The 14,630-nt window shown below is 68.6% G+C and carries 17 protein-coding genes and 1 pseudogene; 9 read left to right on the top strand and 9 right to left on the bottom strand.

Features of this window, described 5'->3' with window-relative positions; genetic code table 11:
- Positions 1–144: 144 nt before the first annotated feature.
- The 5 genes from OG729_RS01490 to OG729_RS01470 all read left to right on the top strand — a co-directional run bounded on the left by OG729_RS01490 (position 145) and on the right by OG729_RS01470 (position 5,004).
- Positions 145–573, top strand: a complete 429-nt coding sequence (locus OG729_RS01490; protein ID WP_405803732.1) for a DUF6069 family protein — start codon at positions 145–147, stop codon at positions 571–573.
- An 86-nt stretch (positions 574–659) separates the two neighbouring features.
- Positions 660–2,156 carry a long-chain-fatty-acid--CoA ligase gene (locus OG729_RS01485; protein WP_405803730.1) on the top strand — a complete coding sequence of 499 codons (1,497 nt, stop codon included), beginning with the start codon at positions 660–662 and terminating at the stop codon, positions 2,154–2,156.
- A 233-nt stretch (positions 2,157–2,389) separates the two neighbouring features.
- Entirely contained in the window at positions 2,390–2,596 is a 207-nt protein-coding gene (locus OG729_RS01480) for a hypothetical protein (RefSeq protein WP_405803729.1), read from the top strand.
- A gap of 447 nt (positions 2,597–3,043) precedes the next feature.
- Positions 3,044–3,739 carry a TetR/AcrR family transcriptional regulator gene (locus tag OG729_RS01475; protein WP_360869971.1) on the top strand — a complete coding sequence of 232 codons (696 nt, stop codon included), beginning with the start codon at positions 3,044–3,046 and terminating at the stop codon, positions 3,737–3,739.
- A gap of 191 nt (positions 3,740–3,930) precedes the next feature.
- Positions 3,931–5,004: a DUF3533 domain-containing protein gene (locus OG729_RS01470; RefSeq protein WP_405803727.1), complete on the top strand. Its 1,074-nt coding sequence runs from the start codon at positions 3,931–3,933 to the stop codon at positions 5,002–5,004.
- Positions 5,005–5,397: 393 nt separating this feature from the next.
- Here the strand turns inward: OG729_RS01470 and OG729_RS01465 are convergent, their stop codons facing one another.
- The 5 genes from OG729_RS01465 to OG729_RS01445 form a co-directional block, all read right to left on the bottom strand.
- Positions 5,398–6,399 carry an ABC transporter ATP-binding protein gene (locus OG729_RS01465; protein ID WP_405803725.1) on the bottom strand — a complete coding sequence of 334 codons (1,002 nt, stop codon included), beginning with the start codon at positions 6,397–6,399 and terminating at the stop codon, positions 5,398–5,400.
- A 42-nt stretch (positions 6,400–6,441) separates the two neighbouring features.
- Positions 6,442–7,545: an ABC transporter ATP-binding protein gene (locus OG729_RS01460; RefSeq protein WP_405803723.1), complete on the bottom strand. Its 1,104-nt coding sequence runs from the start codon at positions 7,543–7,545 to the stop codon at positions 6,442–6,444.
- Complete coding sequence (locus OG729_RS01455) at positions 7,542–8,552, bottom strand: ABC transporter permease (RefSeq protein WP_360869676.1); 1,011 nt, start codon at positions 8,550–8,552, stop codon at positions 7,542–7,544. The genes OG729_RS01460 and OG729_RS01455 overlap by 4 nt, the downstream gene beginning before the upstream one ends.
- Before the next feature lie 111 nt (positions 8,553–8,663).
- Complete coding sequence (locus tag OG729_RS01450) at positions 8,664–10,424, bottom strand: ABC transporter substrate-binding protein (protein WP_405803721.1); 1,761 nt, start codon at positions 10,422–10,424, stop codon at positions 8,664–8,666.
- Positions 10,425–10,464: 40 nt separating this feature from the next.
- Positions 10,465–11,460: an ABC transporter permease gene (locus OG729_RS01445; RefSeq protein ID WP_405803719.1), complete on the bottom strand. Its 996-nt coding sequence runs from the start codon at positions 11,458–11,460 to the stop codon at positions 10,465–10,467.
- A gap of 231 nt (positions 11,461–11,691) precedes the next feature.
- Here OG729_RS01445 and OG729_RS01440 point away from each other — a divergent pair.
- Positions 11,692–12,008, top strand: a pseudogene (locus OG729_RS01440) (Hsp70 family protein); the annotation flags it as partial.
- Here OG729_RS01440 and OG729_RS01435 read toward each other — a convergent pair.
- Positions 11,969–12,091, bottom strand: a complete 123-nt coding sequence (locus OG729_RS01435) for a hypothetical protein (protein WP_405811457.1) — start codon at positions 12,089–12,091, stop codon at positions 11,969–11,971. The pseudogene OG729_RS01440 and the gene OG729_RS01435 overlap by 40 nt on opposite strands.
- Positions 12,092–12,112: 21 nt before the next feature.
- Here OG729_RS01435 and OG729_RS01430 point away from each other — a divergent pair, with 21 nt between their 5' ends.
- Both OG729_RS01430 and OG729_RS01425 read left to right on the top strand, forming a co-directional pair.
- A complete protein-coding gene (locus tag OG729_RS01430) occupies positions 12,113–12,262 on the top strand; it encodes a hypothetical protein (protein ID WP_405811456.1) in 150 nt (49 codons plus the stop codon).
- Positions 12,263–12,361: 99 nt separating this feature from the next.
- Positions 12,362–12,499 (top strand): hypothetical protein, encoded by a 138-nt coding sequence (locus OG729_RS01425; RefSeq protein WP_405803718.1) that lies wholly within the window; start codon positions 12,362–12,364, stop codon positions 12,497–12,499.
- 19 nt (positions 12,500–12,518) lie between these two features.
- Here the strand turns inward: OG729_RS01425 and OG729_RS01420 are convergent, their stop codons facing one another.
- The 3 genes from OG729_RS01420 to dhaM all read right to left on the bottom strand — a co-directional run bounded on the left by OG729_RS01420 (position 12,519) and on the right by dhaM (position 13,717).
- A complete protein-coding gene (locus OG729_RS01420; protein ID WP_360869684.1) occupies positions 12,519–12,977 on the bottom strand; it encodes an ATP-binding protein in 459 nt (152 codons plus the stop codon).
- 73 nt (positions 12,978–13,050) lie between these two features.
- Entirely contained in the window at positions 13,051–13,341 is a 291-nt protein-coding gene (locus OG729_RS01415) for an HPr family phosphocarrier protein (protein WP_360869687.1), read from the bottom strand.
- Positions 13,325–13,717 (bottom strand): dihydroxyacetone kinase phosphoryl donor subunit DhaM, encoded by a 393-nt coding sequence (dhaM, locus tag OG729_RS01410; protein ID WP_360869690.1) that lies wholly within the window; start codon positions 13,715–13,717, stop codon positions 13,325–13,327. Before dhaM ends, OG729_RS01415 begins: the two co-directional genes overlap by 17 nt.
- A gap of 60 nt (positions 13,718–13,777) precedes the next feature.
- Here dhaM and OG729_RS01405 point away from each other — a divergent pair, with 60 nt between their 5' ends.
- Entirely contained in the window at positions 13,778–14,557 is a 780-nt protein-coding gene (locus OG729_RS01405; RefSeq protein WP_405803715.1) for an IclR family transcriptional regulator, read from the top strand.
- Positions 14,558–14,630: the final 73 nt, after the last annotated feature.

Below are 14,630 nucleotides of genomic sequence, written 5' to 3'. Positions count from 1 at the left end.
CCGTTCGTCTCGATCACCCTCCTGGTGAACCCTCGCACCCTCCTGGTGAACCCTCGGCCGGAACCGGCGTACCCCCCACCACGTACCTCTTCGCCCGCAAAGACCCCGCCCAGGCAAGCCCGTCCCCACCCCCGAAGGAACGCCATGATGACCGCCACATCCACCCGCCGGGCCACCCCGAGCCTCCGCCGCCACGCATGCGCGGTCGGCGGCGCCGTCCTGGCCACAGCCCTGCTGTGGACCGCAGCCCGCAGCCTCGGCGTCGAACTTCGCGTCGATGCCCGCAACGGACGACCGCCCCAGGTCGTCGGCCTGCTCCTCGTCGCCGGCAGCACGCTCGTCGTCTCCCTGCTCGCCTCAGCGACGCGAAAGTGGCTGGACCGGTTGACCGACCGGGCCCCGACCGTCTGGACCCGAGTGGCCGGCACCGTGTTGCTGGTGTCGCTCGCGCCCCTGACATACGTCCAGGCATCCGGCGGTGCCAAGGCCACGCTCGCGTTGATGCACCTGGCCGTCGCCGCCGTGCTCGTTCCGCTCCTGGCCCGCGGAAACGGCGATCGGCCCGGAACGTAGCAGCACGCCAGAAACAACCAATCGATCCGTTGAAAGTTCGGAACGTGATCCGGCCGCCGGCCCGGAACGTCGAAGGAGCCACGCACGTGCCCAGCCCCCACCCCAACCTCGCCACGATCCTGTTGGACTCCGCGGCGCGCCACCCCGACCGCCCCGCCGTCCGGCTCGACGGTGCCACCCTGAGGTACGCCGAACTCGACGAAGCGAGTGCCCGAGCCGCGTCCCTCCTGCGCAGCGCCGGGGTGCACGCGGGCGACCGGGTCGGCCTGATGCTGCCGAACCTGCCCGCGTTCGCCGTCCTGTACTACGGAATCCTGCGCGCCGGGGCCGTCGTGGTGCCGCTGAATCCGTTGCTGAAGGCGCGCGAGGTGGAGTACCACCTGCGCGACTCCGAGGCCTCGCTTCTGTTCGCACCGCACGAGGCCGACGGTGCGCTCCGGGGCGCCGAGTCCGCCGGAACGCCGCACATCGCGGTGCCGGCGGACGGGTTCGGTGGGCTCCTGGCGAGCCAGGACCCGGAGTGGGACGTGGCCTCCCGAAAGCCGTCCGACACGGCAGTGATCCTCTACACCTCCGGTACGACGGGCCGGCCCAAGGGTGCCGAGCTCACCCACGACAACCTGGCGCGCAATACCGAGGTCACCCGCACCACGCTGTTGCACCTCACCGAGACCGACGTGGTCTTCGGCGGTCTGCCGCTCTTCCACGCCTTCGGGCAGGTCGTCGGACTCAACTGCGCCGTCGCCGCCGGAGCCTGTCTGACCCTGCTGCCCCGCTTCGACGCCGCCAAGGCCCTGAAGATCATCGAGCGGGACGGGGTCACCGCGTTCATCGGCGTGCCCACCATGTACGGCGCCCTGCTTGCCGCGGCAGGTCAGGCGGACACCGCCTCACTGCGGGTGTGCGTCTCCGGCGGAGCCGCCCTGCCGGTGGAGATCCTGCACGCCTTCGAGGCGGCCTTCGGCTGCACCGTCCTCGAGGGCTACGGACTGTCCGAGACCTCCCCGGTCGCCTGCTTCAACCATCCCGGCCGCCCCCGCCGTCCAGGCACCATCGGCACCCCGATTCTCGGTGTCGAGATCCGGGTGCTCGCCCCGGAGGGCAGGGAGGTGGACGACGGCACCGCCGGAGAGATCGCCGTCCGCGGGCACAACGTCATGAAGGGTTACTGGCGCAGGCCCGAGGCCACCGCCGAGGCCATCCCGGACGGCTGGCTGCGCACCGGCGACATCGGCATCCGCGACCCCGACGGCTGCTTGAGGATCGTGGACCGCAAGAAAGACCTCATCATCCGCGGCGGTCTCAACGTCTACCCGCGGGAGATCGAGGAGGTCCTCTACGAGCACCCGGCCGTGGCCGAGGCCGCCGTCCTTGGCGTACCCCACCCGACCCACGGGGAAGAAGTCGCCGCCGTGGTCACTCTCAAACCCGGCAGCGACGCGGGAGCGGACGCACTCCGCGAGTTCGTCAAGTCCCGCGTCGCCAACTACAAGTACCCCCGCTTGGTCCGGATCGTCGACGCCCTGCCCAAAAGCGCCACCGGCAAGATCCTCAAGCGCGAGATCACGCTTTCGCCAAACTGACGGGACAACAAGCCCGGCTCTGTGCAGGCCCTCCATGCTCGTCATCGCGCTGGCGGCCGCCCCTACCTCGCGTAGGGCACCTCACCGGAGCGCTCCGGCTGCCGTCAGGCTTCAAGATCTTCCGATGGGCCCTTTGGAGACTGCCTCGGCGATACCTGCACGGCCAGCCCGAGCTGGCCGGCGCCGCCTGACACGCCCCGCACGACGGGGCCCATACCTTTGGAGGCCCCGTCATGGGCTCCGTCCTGCTTGCCCTCATCCCTGCACTCATCCTCACGGTCGGCTTCTGGGGCCCGGCGCTGATCGCCCGGACCCGCTGGGGCGGTACCGACCCGAACGTGTACCCGGGCAGCCCCCAGCACGCGGCGGCAATGGCGGCCGCGCACGACCATGCCCTGCGCCACACGGAAGCCCTCCACCACGCCGGGGGCGAGACATGAATCGACGCACTACCGCCGTCCTCATGACGGCTGTAGCGGTCGCCGTTGCGGCCACCCCACCGGTACCGAACCCTGGATCGCCTGTTCCACAGTCGAGCCGTGCGTTGTCCCGGAACTCCGGGTAGTCGCCCACGAGATGGCGAGAGGCGTCCATGTCGAGCACCGAACTGGGCGCTTACCGCTCGGTTTCGCCAAGGCCGGGCAGCTCCGCCGCGCCGTGTCTTGCCCGCCGACGAGGGGTAGCTGGGCGGCGCCCGCGGCTGCGCAACCCCCGGTGTGGCGCCGTCAGGTGCAGTTGCAGGTCCGGCGGTTGGCGGCGAACGCGTCGAGCGTGGCGACCTGGGCGAGTCGTTGCGCGGGCGGCTGGCTCGGTCGGGGACCGCGCCACGTTTGATACATTGATGTATCGGATACACTCGCGTATCGAACGGGGGATGGGGCGTGACCATGGACGCCGAGGGGACGGCCGCGCGGCGGCGCCGGGGTGCGGGCGCGGCCCCGGACGGCACGACCGGGCGCGTGACCAAGCGCCGCGTCCGGACGCGGGCGAACCTGCTGGACGCCGCGTTCGAGGTGTTCGCGGCCAAGGGGTTCCGCGGGGTGTCGATCGAAGAGGTGTGTGAGGCCGCCGGGTACAGCAGGGGCGCCTTCTACTCGAACTTCGACAGCCTGGAGGGGCTGTTCTTCGCCCTCTACCAGCAGCGCGCCGACCTGATCGCCGATCAGGTCGCCGAGGCGCTGTCCGTCGACGTCGGCCTCGACGTGTCCGCCGCGGTGGACCGCGTGACCGAGGCGCTGCCTCTGGACCGCGACTGGCTGCTGGTCAAGACCGATTTCCTGAGCCACGCGGCCAGGGACCCGATCGTGGCGCAGACGCTCTCGCAGCACCGGGCGCGCCTTCGGCAGACCATCGCGGACCAGCTGGCCCGGCCGGCTGCGGAAGGGGTCCTGCCGCCGGTCCTGGGTGACGCGGACGGGGCCGCGAGAGCGGTGATGACGGCGTACGAAGGCGTCACGGCGCAACTGCTCCTCGACGAGGACCTGGAAGGCACCCGCCTGTGGCTCAGGCGGTTGCTGACCGGGCTGCTCACGGTGGGCAGCGCGCACACTGCGAGAACCGCACACGACGACGCGGCGGGGTGAGCGAACGCCCTCTGTGCGAGACACCGCACCGCTTGCGGCGGACGGTCCCGAGGTGATGCCGGCCGCCGGATCGACCGAACGCGCCGCCCCGTTCGCGCATGCGTGTTCCGCCCGATCACCCGGCACCGGCACGAGCGCCGGACACCGAACGACCGAGCACCAGAACACCGAACCGCTAAGGACACCACACGATGACCTCCGGACCTCCCGCCGCCGCTTCCGAAACGCCGCAAGCCACCAAGCCTCACGGATTCATGGCCGAGCTGCGCGATGCCGTCAGCATGCGCGGAGTGCTGCTCGTCGTGGGCGTGCTCGCCCTCCAACTGGGGTTCGTCCTCTCCTACATCGGTGCCTTCCACGCACCGACTCCCCACCGAATACCGGTCGCGGTCGTCGCGCCCGCCCAGGCGGCCGACCGGGTCGTGGACCAGCTCAACTCCATGAAGGGCGACACCGTCGAGGCCCACACGGTCAGCAGCGAAGGGCAGGCCCGCGCCCAGATCCTCGACCGCACCGTCGACGCGGCCGTCATCGTCAACCCCAAGGGCACCACCGACACCCTGCTCGTCGCCTCCGCGGGCGGCCCCGCGGTCTCCTCCACCGCCGCGCAGATCGCCCAGAGCGTCGAACAGGCCCAGAAGCGGCATATATCGGTGAGTGACATCCGGCCGCCGTACGCCAGTGACGGCCGGGGCATGTCGTCCTTCTACCTGGTGCTGGGCTGGATCGTCGGCGGCTACCTGGCCGCCGCCATCCTCGGCATGGCCGGCGGCGCCCGCCCGGCGAACCTGCACCGCACCCTCATCCGCCTGGGCACACTCGCCGTGTACGCCGTCCTCTCCGGCCTGGGCGGCGCGATCATCGCCGATACGGTACTGGGCGCGCTGACCGGTCACTTCGCCGCGCTGTGGGCGCTCGGTTCGCTCATCGTGTTCGCCGCGGCCGCGACCACCGTCGCCTTCCAGGTGCTGTGGGGCATCGTCGGCATCGGCGTGACCATCGTCCTGTTCGTCGTCCTCGGCAACCCCAGCGCGGGCGGTGCCTACCCCGCCGCGCTTCTGCCGCCGTTCTGGCGGGCGATCGGCGAGTGGCTGCCGCCGGGGGCCGGCACTACGGCGGTGCGCAACACGATCTACTTCTCCGGCCACGCCCGCAGCCAGTCGCTGTCGGTCTTGGGGTTGTACGCCGCCCTCGGCGCACTGCTCGCCGTCATCGCGTCCGCGCTCCACATCCGGCGCACCCGGCAGACCGACGTCACGGTTTGACACAGCATCACCGGGCGCCCTGACGGACCGTCGGCGCGACGGCGATAGAGGTGAGGCGGCCCACGGACGAGGGCGGGGCCCGCACGCGTACTGTGCGGGGCCCCGCCCGCTGCCGTGCGCGGATCCGCCGGAGCCTGCGAGGTCCAGGACGTGGTGGCCGAGCACTCGTTGCCGGCGATCCGCTCATAACCTGAGCCGTGGACCAGGGCGTCTACGACGTGGCGATCGCTGAGCTTGGAGAACTTCATGATCGCTAGAGGCCGTGCCTTCGGGGCGATCCTTGAAGCCGTACCTGGCCGACACCCTGAGAATGAGAGTCTGTGGGCACAGGAGGATGGCCAGCGCTGCTGACCATGGCCGGATCCCGGTCGTCTTCTGCTTCTGCAACACGCGTTACTGGTTCTCAGGGAAGTGGCACGCCACCAGGTGTCCCTTCCTGAGCTCTCGCAGCGGCGGCTCCTCCATCCGGCAGATCTCCTGCGCCTTCCAGCAGCGGGTGTGGAAGCGGCACGCGGGCGGTGGGTTCACCGGCGAGGGCACATCGCCGGTGAGGAGGATCCGCTCTCGCTTCGTGCGGCGCTCGGCGTCCGGGACGGGAACTGCGGACATCAGCGCCACCGTGTACGGGTGCATGGGCCCGCTGTACAGCGACTCCTTACCGCCGATCTCCACCACCTTCCCTAGGTACATCACCGCCACCCGCGTGGAGACGTGCCGGATCACCGACAGGTCGTGCGCGATGATCACGTACGTGAGGCCGAGTTCTTCCTGCAGGTCGTCGAGGAGATTGACCACCTGAGCCTGGATGGAGACGTCCAGTGCCGAGACCGGCTCGTCCGCGACGATCATCTTCGGCCGGAGCGCCAGCGCCCTGGCCACGCCGATGCGTTGCCGCTGGCCGCCGGAGAACTCGTGCGGGTAGCGGTTGTAGTGCTCGGGGCTGAGCCCGCACCGTTCCAGCAGGTCCTGGACGGCGCTTTTCACGCCGTGCTCGGTCTCCACCTTCTGTAGCCGGAAGGGCGCGCTGACGATCGTTCCGACGGTGTGGCGGGGGTTGAGGGAGGAGTACGGGTCCTGGAAGATCATCTGGATGTCTTTGCGCAAGGGCCGCATCGCGCCCGGGGACAGGTGCGTGATGTCGCGCCCCTCGAACTCGATCTTCCCGGCGGTGGGCTCGAGTAGCCGGATGATCAGCCGTCCGGTCGTGGTCTTGCCGCAGCCCGACTCGCCGACCACGCCCAGCGTCTCCCCGGGCAGCACGCTGAAGTCGATGCCGTCCACCGCCCGCACCGCGCCGATCTGACGGCGCAGCAGGCCCTGGGTGATGGGGAAGTGCTTCACCAGCCCCTCAACTTTCAGCAGGGGCTGCTGATCGGTGGTCTGGGTGGGTCCCATGGGTCCACCTCCTTCGTCGGGCCTCACAGCATTGATCCGCCCTCACAGCCGGGGCGCCACGTCCTCGGCGAAGATCCGGCGCCGGTCCTCGGGCGGCAGATGGCAGGCAACGAGATGGCCGGTGCCCGACGCGTCGGTCAGCTCCGGGACCTCCGTGCGGGACTTGTCACCATTGCGGTCGGCAAAGGGGCAGCGCGGGTGGAACGCGCATCCCCGCGGCAGCCTGATCAGGCTCGGCGGGTTCCCGGCGATCGGGATCAGCCGCGCCTGCATTTCGCGGTCCATGCGCGGCATGGAGCCCAGCAGGCCCCAGGTGTAGGGATGCTCGGGCGCCGTGAACAGCTGTTTGACCTCGCCCTTCTCCACGCACTTGCCGGCGTACATCACCAGGATGTCGTCGGCCAACTCGGCCACTACCCCCAGGTCGTGAGTGATGATGATCACTGCGGAACCGAACTCCTGCTGGAGCTCGCGGATGAGGTCCAGGATCTGCGCCTGGACGGTGACGTCGAGCGCTGTTGTCGGCTCGTCCGCGATCAGCAGCGAGGGGTCGTTGACCAGGGCCATGGCGATCATGGCGCGTTGGCGCATACCGCCGGAGAACTGGTGCGGATAGTCGTCGACGCGGGTGGCGGGCTGCGGGATACCCACCCGTTCGAGCATCTCCACCGCCCGTAGGCGGGCCTCCTTGCGGCTCGCTTTCGGGTGGTGCACCCGGAAGGCCTCGGTGATCTGGGCGCCGATTGTGTAGAAGGGGTGCATCGCGGTCAGCGGGTCCTGGAAGATCATCGCCATCTTGCGGCCCCGCAGGTGCTGCACGCGTTCGGGAGGGGCCGAGATGAGTTCTTCGCCGTCCAGCCAGATCTCGCCGGAGATCTTGGCTTTGAGCGTGCGGTGCAGGCCCATGATGCCCAGCGAGGTCACCGATTTGCCGGACCCGGACTCGCCGACGATCCCCAGCGTCCGGCCGCGCTGCAGCTCGAAGGAGATGCCGTCCACGGCCCTGACCAGGCCGTCGTCGGTGTCGAAGTGAATGCGCAGGTCGCGTACTTGGAGAAAGCCGGTACCGGGCGGCGCGCCGCGGCCCGCCTCCACACCGCCGATGGGCGCCCCCATCGGCGGCTGTGCGAGAGGTTTGCGGCTCATGAGTACCTCACCCGGGGGTCGACGGCGACGTAGAGCACATCCACCACGAGGTTGGCCACGACGATGAAGAAGGCGGCCAGCGTGGTCACGGCCATGATCTTCGGCAGGTCGTTGTCGGTGATCGCCTGCACCGCGTACTGCCCGACTCCAGGTAGCGAGAAGGCGGTCTCGGTCAGTACGGCGCCGCCGAGCAGCAGACCGATGTCCAGGCCGAAGATCGTGATGATCGGGGTGAGCGCGGAGCGCAGACCGTGCCGGACGACCACCGTCCGTTCGCTCAGGCCCTTGGCCCGTGCGGTGCGGATGTAGTCCTCGCTCATCGTCTCCAACATGCCTGCCCGGGTGAGCCGGGCGTACAGCGCCGAGTACAAGAAGGCGAGGGTGACCCAGGGCAGAACCAGATTCTTCGCCCACATCAGCGGGTCCGAGGCGAAGGGCACGTAGTGCAGGTTGGGGAAGATCGGCCACTTGTAGCTGAACAGTGCGAGCGAAACCAGCGCGGTGAAGAAGATCGGCAGCGAGACGCCTGCGAGCGCGATGCCCATGGAGAGCCGGTCGAAGATCGAGCCGCGCTTGAGCGCCGACAGCACGCCGATCGACACACCGCTGACCAGCCAGATGATCGCCGCCCCCACGGCCAGCGACAGCGTCACGGGGATGCGTTCGGTGATCTGCGGCCAGACCGGCAGGTGGCTCTTGAACGAGTAACCGAAGCACGGCACCTGGCAGTAGGAGGCGTCCGGCCCGAAATGGAACGTGCGGCCGGCGAAGATCCCGTGCACGAACTGCCAGTACTGCGTGTACAGCGGTTGGTCGAAGCCCAGGTTCTTCTGGACGGCGGCCAGCGCCTCAGGACTGGGGTCGCGGCCGACGTACTGAGCCGCCAGCTGGGTGCTGGTCTCGCCGGCCAGTCGGGGCACCAGGAAGAAGATCGCGAAGGTGATGGCCGTCACGACGAACAGCAGGATCACTGCCGCCGCCACGCGCCGGATGATGTACGCACCCACTGTCGGGCGGCGCGGCCCCTGCCGGCCGGACCTCGGCCCGGTCGGCGGGCGCCTCGCCCTTCACCTCCTCAGCTCCTGAAGTTCCGGTACGGTCCGCGTCTCCGTCTCGGACTACTTGACGCCGACGTTCAGGTAGTCGTACATGCCGTAGGCCTCGGTGACGAACACGTTGGTCGCGTGGTCCGGGCGGTACAGCGGGTCCTTGCGGTACAGCAGAGGCACCAGAGGTGCCTGCTCCATCGCGGCCTTGTCGATGTCACCCCACGCCTTGGTGCGGGCCGTGCTGTCGGTGTTGCCGATGGCGTCGTCGAGCATCTTGTTGATGGTGGGATCGTTCAGCTCGGACAGGTTGCTGTTGCCCGAGGCCTTGATGGCGGTGCCGTCGATGATCTGCTGGAGGAAGCCGTAGCCGGTCGGCCAGTCGGCGGCCCACGCCATCATCATCAGCCCGAGACCGTGCGAGTGGACGAACGCCGGAGCGCCGGCGTTGTCGGTGAAGTACTTGCCCGACGGGTACTGCTGGATGCCGACGCTGATCCCGACCTTCTTCAGCGAGGCCTGGACGGCCTGGGCGATCGCGATCTCGTTGGGCCGGTCGGCCCGGGCGGAGAGGTTGGTGGAGAAGCCGCCCGGGTGGCCGCACTGGCTGAGTTCATTCTTGGCCGCGGCGAGGCCCTCCGGTGAGTTCGCTCCTTTGTAGCCAGGGGTCTTGTACAGGTCGTACTTGACGTGGCCGGAGACCGTGGGCGGCAGGATCGTCGTGGCGATGTCACCGTGGATGTCGCCGCCGGTCGCGGTCTGCGCGGAGACCTTGTCGACCGCGTACTCCACCGCCTTGCGGCAGTGCACGTTGTCGAACGGCTTCACGGCGGTGGAGATCGCCACATAGGCGAGTGCGCCGCTTTGCGCGTCGTCGATGTGTCCCTTCTGGGTCGGGTTGCTCAGGGCGGCGGCCTGGCTTTGCGCCGCGATGCCGGCGCCCGCGATGTCCAGCGTCGCGTTACCGGCGATCAGGTTCTGGTCGACCGTGGTCTGGGCGATGTTGAACTGGACGGTGATCTTGTCCGGGAGCTGCTTGCGGATCGGGTCGGAGGACGCGCTCCAGTGCGGGTTCCTCACCAGCGTTGCGCCCTTGCCGTCCTGATAGCTCTGGAACATGTACGAGCCGGACGAGATCACGTTCTTCACGTAGTCCGAGCCGGTGTCCTTGGCCTGGGGGACAGGCGCCGTCTGCGGATTGCTGACCAGGTAGTCGAAGTCTGCGAACGGCTGGCTGAGATGGAAGACGATGGTGGTGGCGTCGGGTGTCTCGATGGACTTCAGGTCGCCGGTCTTGTCCTTGTACGGCCCCTGGTACTTGGGGGTGTTGTCCACCAGATACGCGTTGAAGTACGTGGGCCCGTTGGACATCACCTCAGGGGCGTAGTTGCTGCGCTCGATGGCGTACTTGACGTCCTTGGTCGTGATCGGTGTGCCGTCGGAGAACTTCAGTCCCGGACGGATGTGGTACGTCCAGGTCTTGCCGTTGTCACTGGGCTTGCCGAGCTCTGCCGCGAGGTCCGGCACAAGCTTCAGGCCGGCCTTTCCGGGTGCCGGGTGGAAGGTGGTCAGCGCCCGCGCGTAGATGCGGGAGAAGTCCCACATGAAGGCGTAGTAGGTGTTGCCGGGATCCATCGAGTCCGGTGTGCTCGAGAGCTGGTACACCACTGTCCCGCCTTTGTGGTCGGAGGGATTGACCACGCCGGTGATGCCGGCGTTGTAGGCGGGGGCTTTCCCTGTGGTTCCGCCGCCATTGCCACTGCCGCACCCCGACACGACCAGCGCCGCGACTGCGGCTCCCGCAAGAACGACTGTGGTCTTTGATGTCCTCATGACGAGCTCCCCTCGCCTGAGCCGGGAATCGGTACGCGCATCACTTGCTCCGCGGGTCCAGGGCGTCCCGGAGTCCGTCGCCGAGCAGGTTGAATGCCAGGACAGTGATGAAGATCGCCAGACCCGGGATCAGCATGAACCACGGATCCGCCTGGTAGAGGCTGATGGCCTGGTTGAGCATGCCGCCCCAGGACGCCTGCGGCGGCTGGATGCCGACGCCGAGGAAGCTCAGACCGGCCTCGAAGAGGATGTTCGTCGGGATCAGCAGCGTCGAGTAGACGATGATCGGTGCGACGAGATTCGGCAGCAGTTGCTTGAACAGGATGTGGGGCCCCCGGGCGCCGAGGGTGCGTGCTGCGTCGACGAACTCGCGCTCGCGCAGCGAAAGCGTCTGGCCGCGAATGATGCGGCCCATGTAGGGCCAGCTGAAGAAACCGATCACGAAGATCAGCACGCTGATATGGAGCGTCAGCCCGTGCAGTCCGAAGGCGCCGCCCTGCAGCGAGGCGGACAGCGCGATGGCGAAAAGCAGCAGCGGGAAGGCCAGGAAGATGTCCATCAGGCGGCTGATCACGGTGTCGACCCAGCCCCCGTAGTAGCCGGCGGCCACGCCCAGCACTGTGCCGAGGGTCACCGACAACACCGTCGCGCCGAACGCGACCGCCAGCGACACCCAAGCACCTTCGATGATCCGCGCGAGCAGGTCGCGGCCGAACTGCGGCTCGACGCCGAGTGGATGGTCCCAGCTGATCCCGCCCCAGGCCCCCGTGGGCCGGAGCAGCACCGGGTCGATCAGATTCTGGTGGAAGGCGTTCGGATCAAGCTTGAAGACGGATTCGATGACCTTGGCGAAGACTGCCAGCACCATCAGGCAGAGAACGACGATGCCGCCCGCGACCGCGACCTTGTCACGCTTGAACCGCATCCAGGCGATCTGTCCGAGCGACCGGCCCTCGATCCCCTCGCCCATTCCGAACAGCACGGACTCGGGCTGGGCCTCGGCGGCGGAGCCTGTTACCTCTATGGGGGCCGTCATGGGCTGTGCACCCCCTGTCCGGTGGTGACCGGTTCCAGGTGTGGCCAGGACGGACGACGGCCCGGCGGGCGATGATTATCCATCCAGCACCAGTCCGATGGGTCGCCAGACCAGGGCGGATCAGAACGACTCATTATAGGTCCAATAGGGAGATAAAGACCGCAATAGAGTACGGGGAGAGGACAGGTGGGCATCTTCTGGTGAAGCTGGTGAAGCGGACGGCTGGACGAGGTGAAGGCCAGGGCGCGCGCAGTAGGTATCGACCTGGGAACGACGAACTCGGTGGTCTGCGTGCTGGAGGGCGGCGAGCCGACGGTCATCACCAACACCGAGGGCGCCCGTACCACCCCGCCCGTGGTCGGCTTCGCGAAGAGCGGCGACGTACTGGTGGGCGAGGTTGCCAAGCGGCAGGCGGTCACCAACATCGATCGCACCGACGATCGGTCAAGCGCCGCATGGGCGAGGCGGCGTGGCGTTTCCCCGCCAGCGCCGACATCGAAGGCAAGTGCTACGCGGCGCAGGAGATCTCCGCCCACGTCCTCCAGAAGTCCTCGGTCCGCCACGGCTGCAGCCCGAACGCCCGCCAGATCCGCAGCACGTTCGTGGGTGCATCGCCCAGCCGTGGCTCCACGACCACGACAGCGCACGGACCGTGGGCGGTCCGGAGTCCTACCCCGGCTACTACACCCTGCACACCATGCAGTCCGGGAAGATCACCGGCATGCTGTCGGTCAACTCCTCCACCGGACAGGTCCGGTATCACACCTGGCACGGCACCTACATCGCCACCAGCCAGCGGTGACCCACAGCCGGAGCTCCAGTGGGCAGGCGGGCCAAGCCGTTTGCACATGCCGAGGCGACAGGTGGCGTGGGGCGCCGCGCCTCAACTGCTGGAGCTGCAGTGAGCCATCGTCTCCGGCATCACACGGCAGAACCTCCGCACTGCGCCCGGCTCGCCCGGCTCAAACGGATGCAGCACCGGCCCGGCCTCATCGACGGCTACATCGCCAAGACCGGACTGGACTTCGCACCCCCGTAACCACCGCCACTGAAGATCTCTAGTCAGACGCTACGTGGAGGTCTGCCCATCGGGTGATTCTGTGGAGGTGATGGGATAGGCCGTGCCGCATGGAGAGGGCGGCGATGATGCCGGTCCCGCGGCCGTGCTCCTCATATTCCGCAGGGTGCGGGCTGTTGGGTGATGGGCGCGGCCGGGTTAGGGGCCCAGCGTCTGTGACCTCGATGCGGAGGCCGCGACTGCCGCCGACCACGGGCATCGACAGCCGCAGCACTGCTGGGGGCAGTGCGTGGGCGATCGCGTTGGTGATCAGTTCGGAGATCACCAGGAGGGCGTCGTCGGCTGTCTCGGTGGGCAGGGCCCAGTGGGCCAGGACCGTGCGTGCGCGGCGGCGCACGGCGGAGACGGCCTCGGGGATGTGCGGCAGCGGGCAGATGTGCTCGGTCCGCGGGGGCGGGTCCACGTCGGTGTCGGACGTGGGCATGGCCGGGGTGGTCATCCTCGGCCACCTCCACTCGTCTCGGATCATCATGGCGGAATCGGCGGCTCGTTCGGTGCGGGCCGGCGCCGGGTTATTCGGCGGTGGCGAGGATGTCGGTCAGTGCCGTGACGGCCTGTTCTGCGTCGGGGCCTTCGGCGCGGACGGTCACGGTGCTGCCGGCGGTGGCGCCTAGCCCCATCACGGCGAGGACGCCGGTCGGGTTGACGGTCCGGCCACTGTGCTCCAGCTGTATGGCACTGGTGAATCGGGCTGCGGCGCGGGCGAGTTGGCCTGCGGGACGGGCGTGCAGGTTGGCGGGCAGGATGACGGAGGTTTCGTGACTCGCCGTGGTCGTGGTGGTGGCGTCAGAGCTTGGGGACATTGCGGGCCTCCTTGGCGGCCTTGGAAACGGTCTCCAGGTCGGCGCCGGATGCGGCGGTGACCACGGCTGCGACAGCCCCCTCGACGAAGGGCGCGTCGACGATCAGCACGTCGGAGCGGGGATGGTCTTCCAGGACGGTGCGGGCGGTGAGGACCGAACTGCCGAGGTCGGGAAGTACGACGACGCCGCCTCCGCGATCGGCATCCCGGATCGCGGCGAGAACGAGGTCATAGCTGGTGCCGATCCGGCCTTCGACGGTCCCCCCGGCCGTGGCGACGGGGACATCATCGGAGCCGATCTGCTCCACCAGCAGGCGAAGGCCTGCGGCGAGCTCGGCGCTGTGGGACACGAGTACGATGCCGACAGATGCGTTCATGAACAGTTACTTTAAATCTCGGAACGCTGTTCATCAATACTGAATACGGAGAAGTTTTCGATGGTGCAGGCGGTACAGCGGGCGGTGCAGATCCTGTGGGAGCTCGCGTCCACCGGGCCCCGGCTGGGCGTGACCGAGCTGGCCGACCGCCTGGGCGTGGCCAAGCCGACCGTGCATGGGCTGCTGCGCACACTGGAGGCCGAGGGGCTGGTGGTACAGGACCGGCGCAGCTCGAAGTACCAGCTCGGCCCGGACCTGGTGCAGCTGGGCAACGCCTACCTGGACACCCAGGAGCTGCGGACCCGCTCGCTGACCTGGGCGGACCAGCTCGCGAACCGGACGAACGAGGCGGTCTGGGTGGCCGTACTCACAGGTGACCACGTCCTGGTGGTGCACCATGCCTTCCGGCCGGAGGGCGCGGTGCAGATCCTCGAGGTGGGAGCCGGCATCCCATGGAGTACCTGCGCGCTGGGCAAGGCCATCGTGGCCTTCGCTCCGGCTGACGAGCGGGAGCGGCTGCTCGCGAGTGAGCCGGCGGTGCTCACTGGTGCCAGCATCACCGACCCGGAGGAGCTCGCAAGCCAGCTGAAGGAGGTCCTCAGGGCGGGCTACGCGATCGAGGACCAGGAGTCCGCCATCGGTGACGCGGGCGTTGCGGCCCCCGTCTTCGACCGCTCCGGCGAGGTGGTCGGTGCTCTCGGCATCGTCGGCCCCGTCGAGCGACTGCTTGCCGAATCGGCACTTCAGGAGCTTGCGGTCGCGGTCCGGGAGACCGCTCGTAACCTCTCCCGCGACCTGGGCGCCCCCAGAGGGGCGGCCGCACGCATCGCCGGCCCCTGACCTGCCCGCCCCGCACCCACCAGCCTCGCGGGCGCCTGACCTGCACACTCCGCATCCACCTGCAGCTCGGCGG

It is taken from the genome of Streptomyces sp. NBC_00210 (genome assembly GCF_045160975.1).
Lineage (GTDB): Bacteria > Actinomycetota > Actinomycetes > Streptomycetales > Streptomycetaceae > Streptomyces.
This window is presented reverse-complemented; position numbering and strand designations above follow the sequence as displayed.

Bases quoted from the DNA above. Each gene is read 5' to 3' on its own strand.
- OG729_RS01415 (WP_360869687.1), bottom strand. From the start codon at position 13,341: ATGTCCCCAAGCTCTGACGCCACCACCACGACCACGGCGAGTCACGAA.
- OG729_RS01405 (WP_405803715.1), top strand. From the start codon at position 13,778: ATGGTGCAGGCGGTACAGCGGGCGGTGCAGATCCTGTGGGAGCTCGCG.
- OG729_RS01480 (WP_405803729.1), top strand. From the start codon at position 2,390: ATGGGCTCCGTCCTGCTTGCCCTCATCCCTGCACTCATCCTCACGGTC.
- OG729_RS01460 (WP_405803723.1), bottom strand. From the start codon at position 7,545: ATGAGCCGCAAACCTCTCGCACAGCCGCCGATGGGGGCGCCCATCGGC.
- OG729_RS01470 (WP_405803727.1), top strand. From the start codon at position 3,931: ATGACCTCCGGACCTCCCGCCGCCGCTTCCGAAACGCCGCAAGCCACC.
- OG729_RS01490 (WP_405803732.1), top strand. From the start codon at position 145: ATGATGACCGCCACATCCACCCGCCGGGCCACCCCGAGCCTCCGCCGC.
- OG729_RS01450 (WP_405803721.1), bottom strand. From the start codon at position 10,424: ATGAGGACATCAAAGACCACAGTCGTTCTTGCGGGAGCCGCAGTCGCG.
- OG729_RS01475 (WP_360869971.1), top strand. From the start codon at position 3,044: ATGGACGCCGAGGGGACGGCCGCGCGGCGGCGCCGGGGTGCGGGCGCG.
- OG729_RS01420 (WP_360869684.1), bottom strand. From the start codon at position 12,977: ATGACCACCCCGGCCATGCCCACGTCCGACACCGACGTGGACCCGCCC.
- OG729_RS01445 (WP_405803719.1), bottom strand. From the start codon at position 11,460: ATGACGGCCCCCATAGAGGTAACAGGCTCCGCCGCCGAGGCCCAGCCC.
- OG729_RS01465 (WP_405803725.1), bottom strand. From the start codon at position 6,399: ATGGGACCCACCCAGACCACCGATCAGCAGCCCCTGCTGAAAGTTGAG.
- dhaM (WP_360869690.1), bottom strand. From the start codon at position 13,717: ATGAACGCATCTGTCGGCATCGTACTCGTGTCCCACAGCGCCGAGCTC.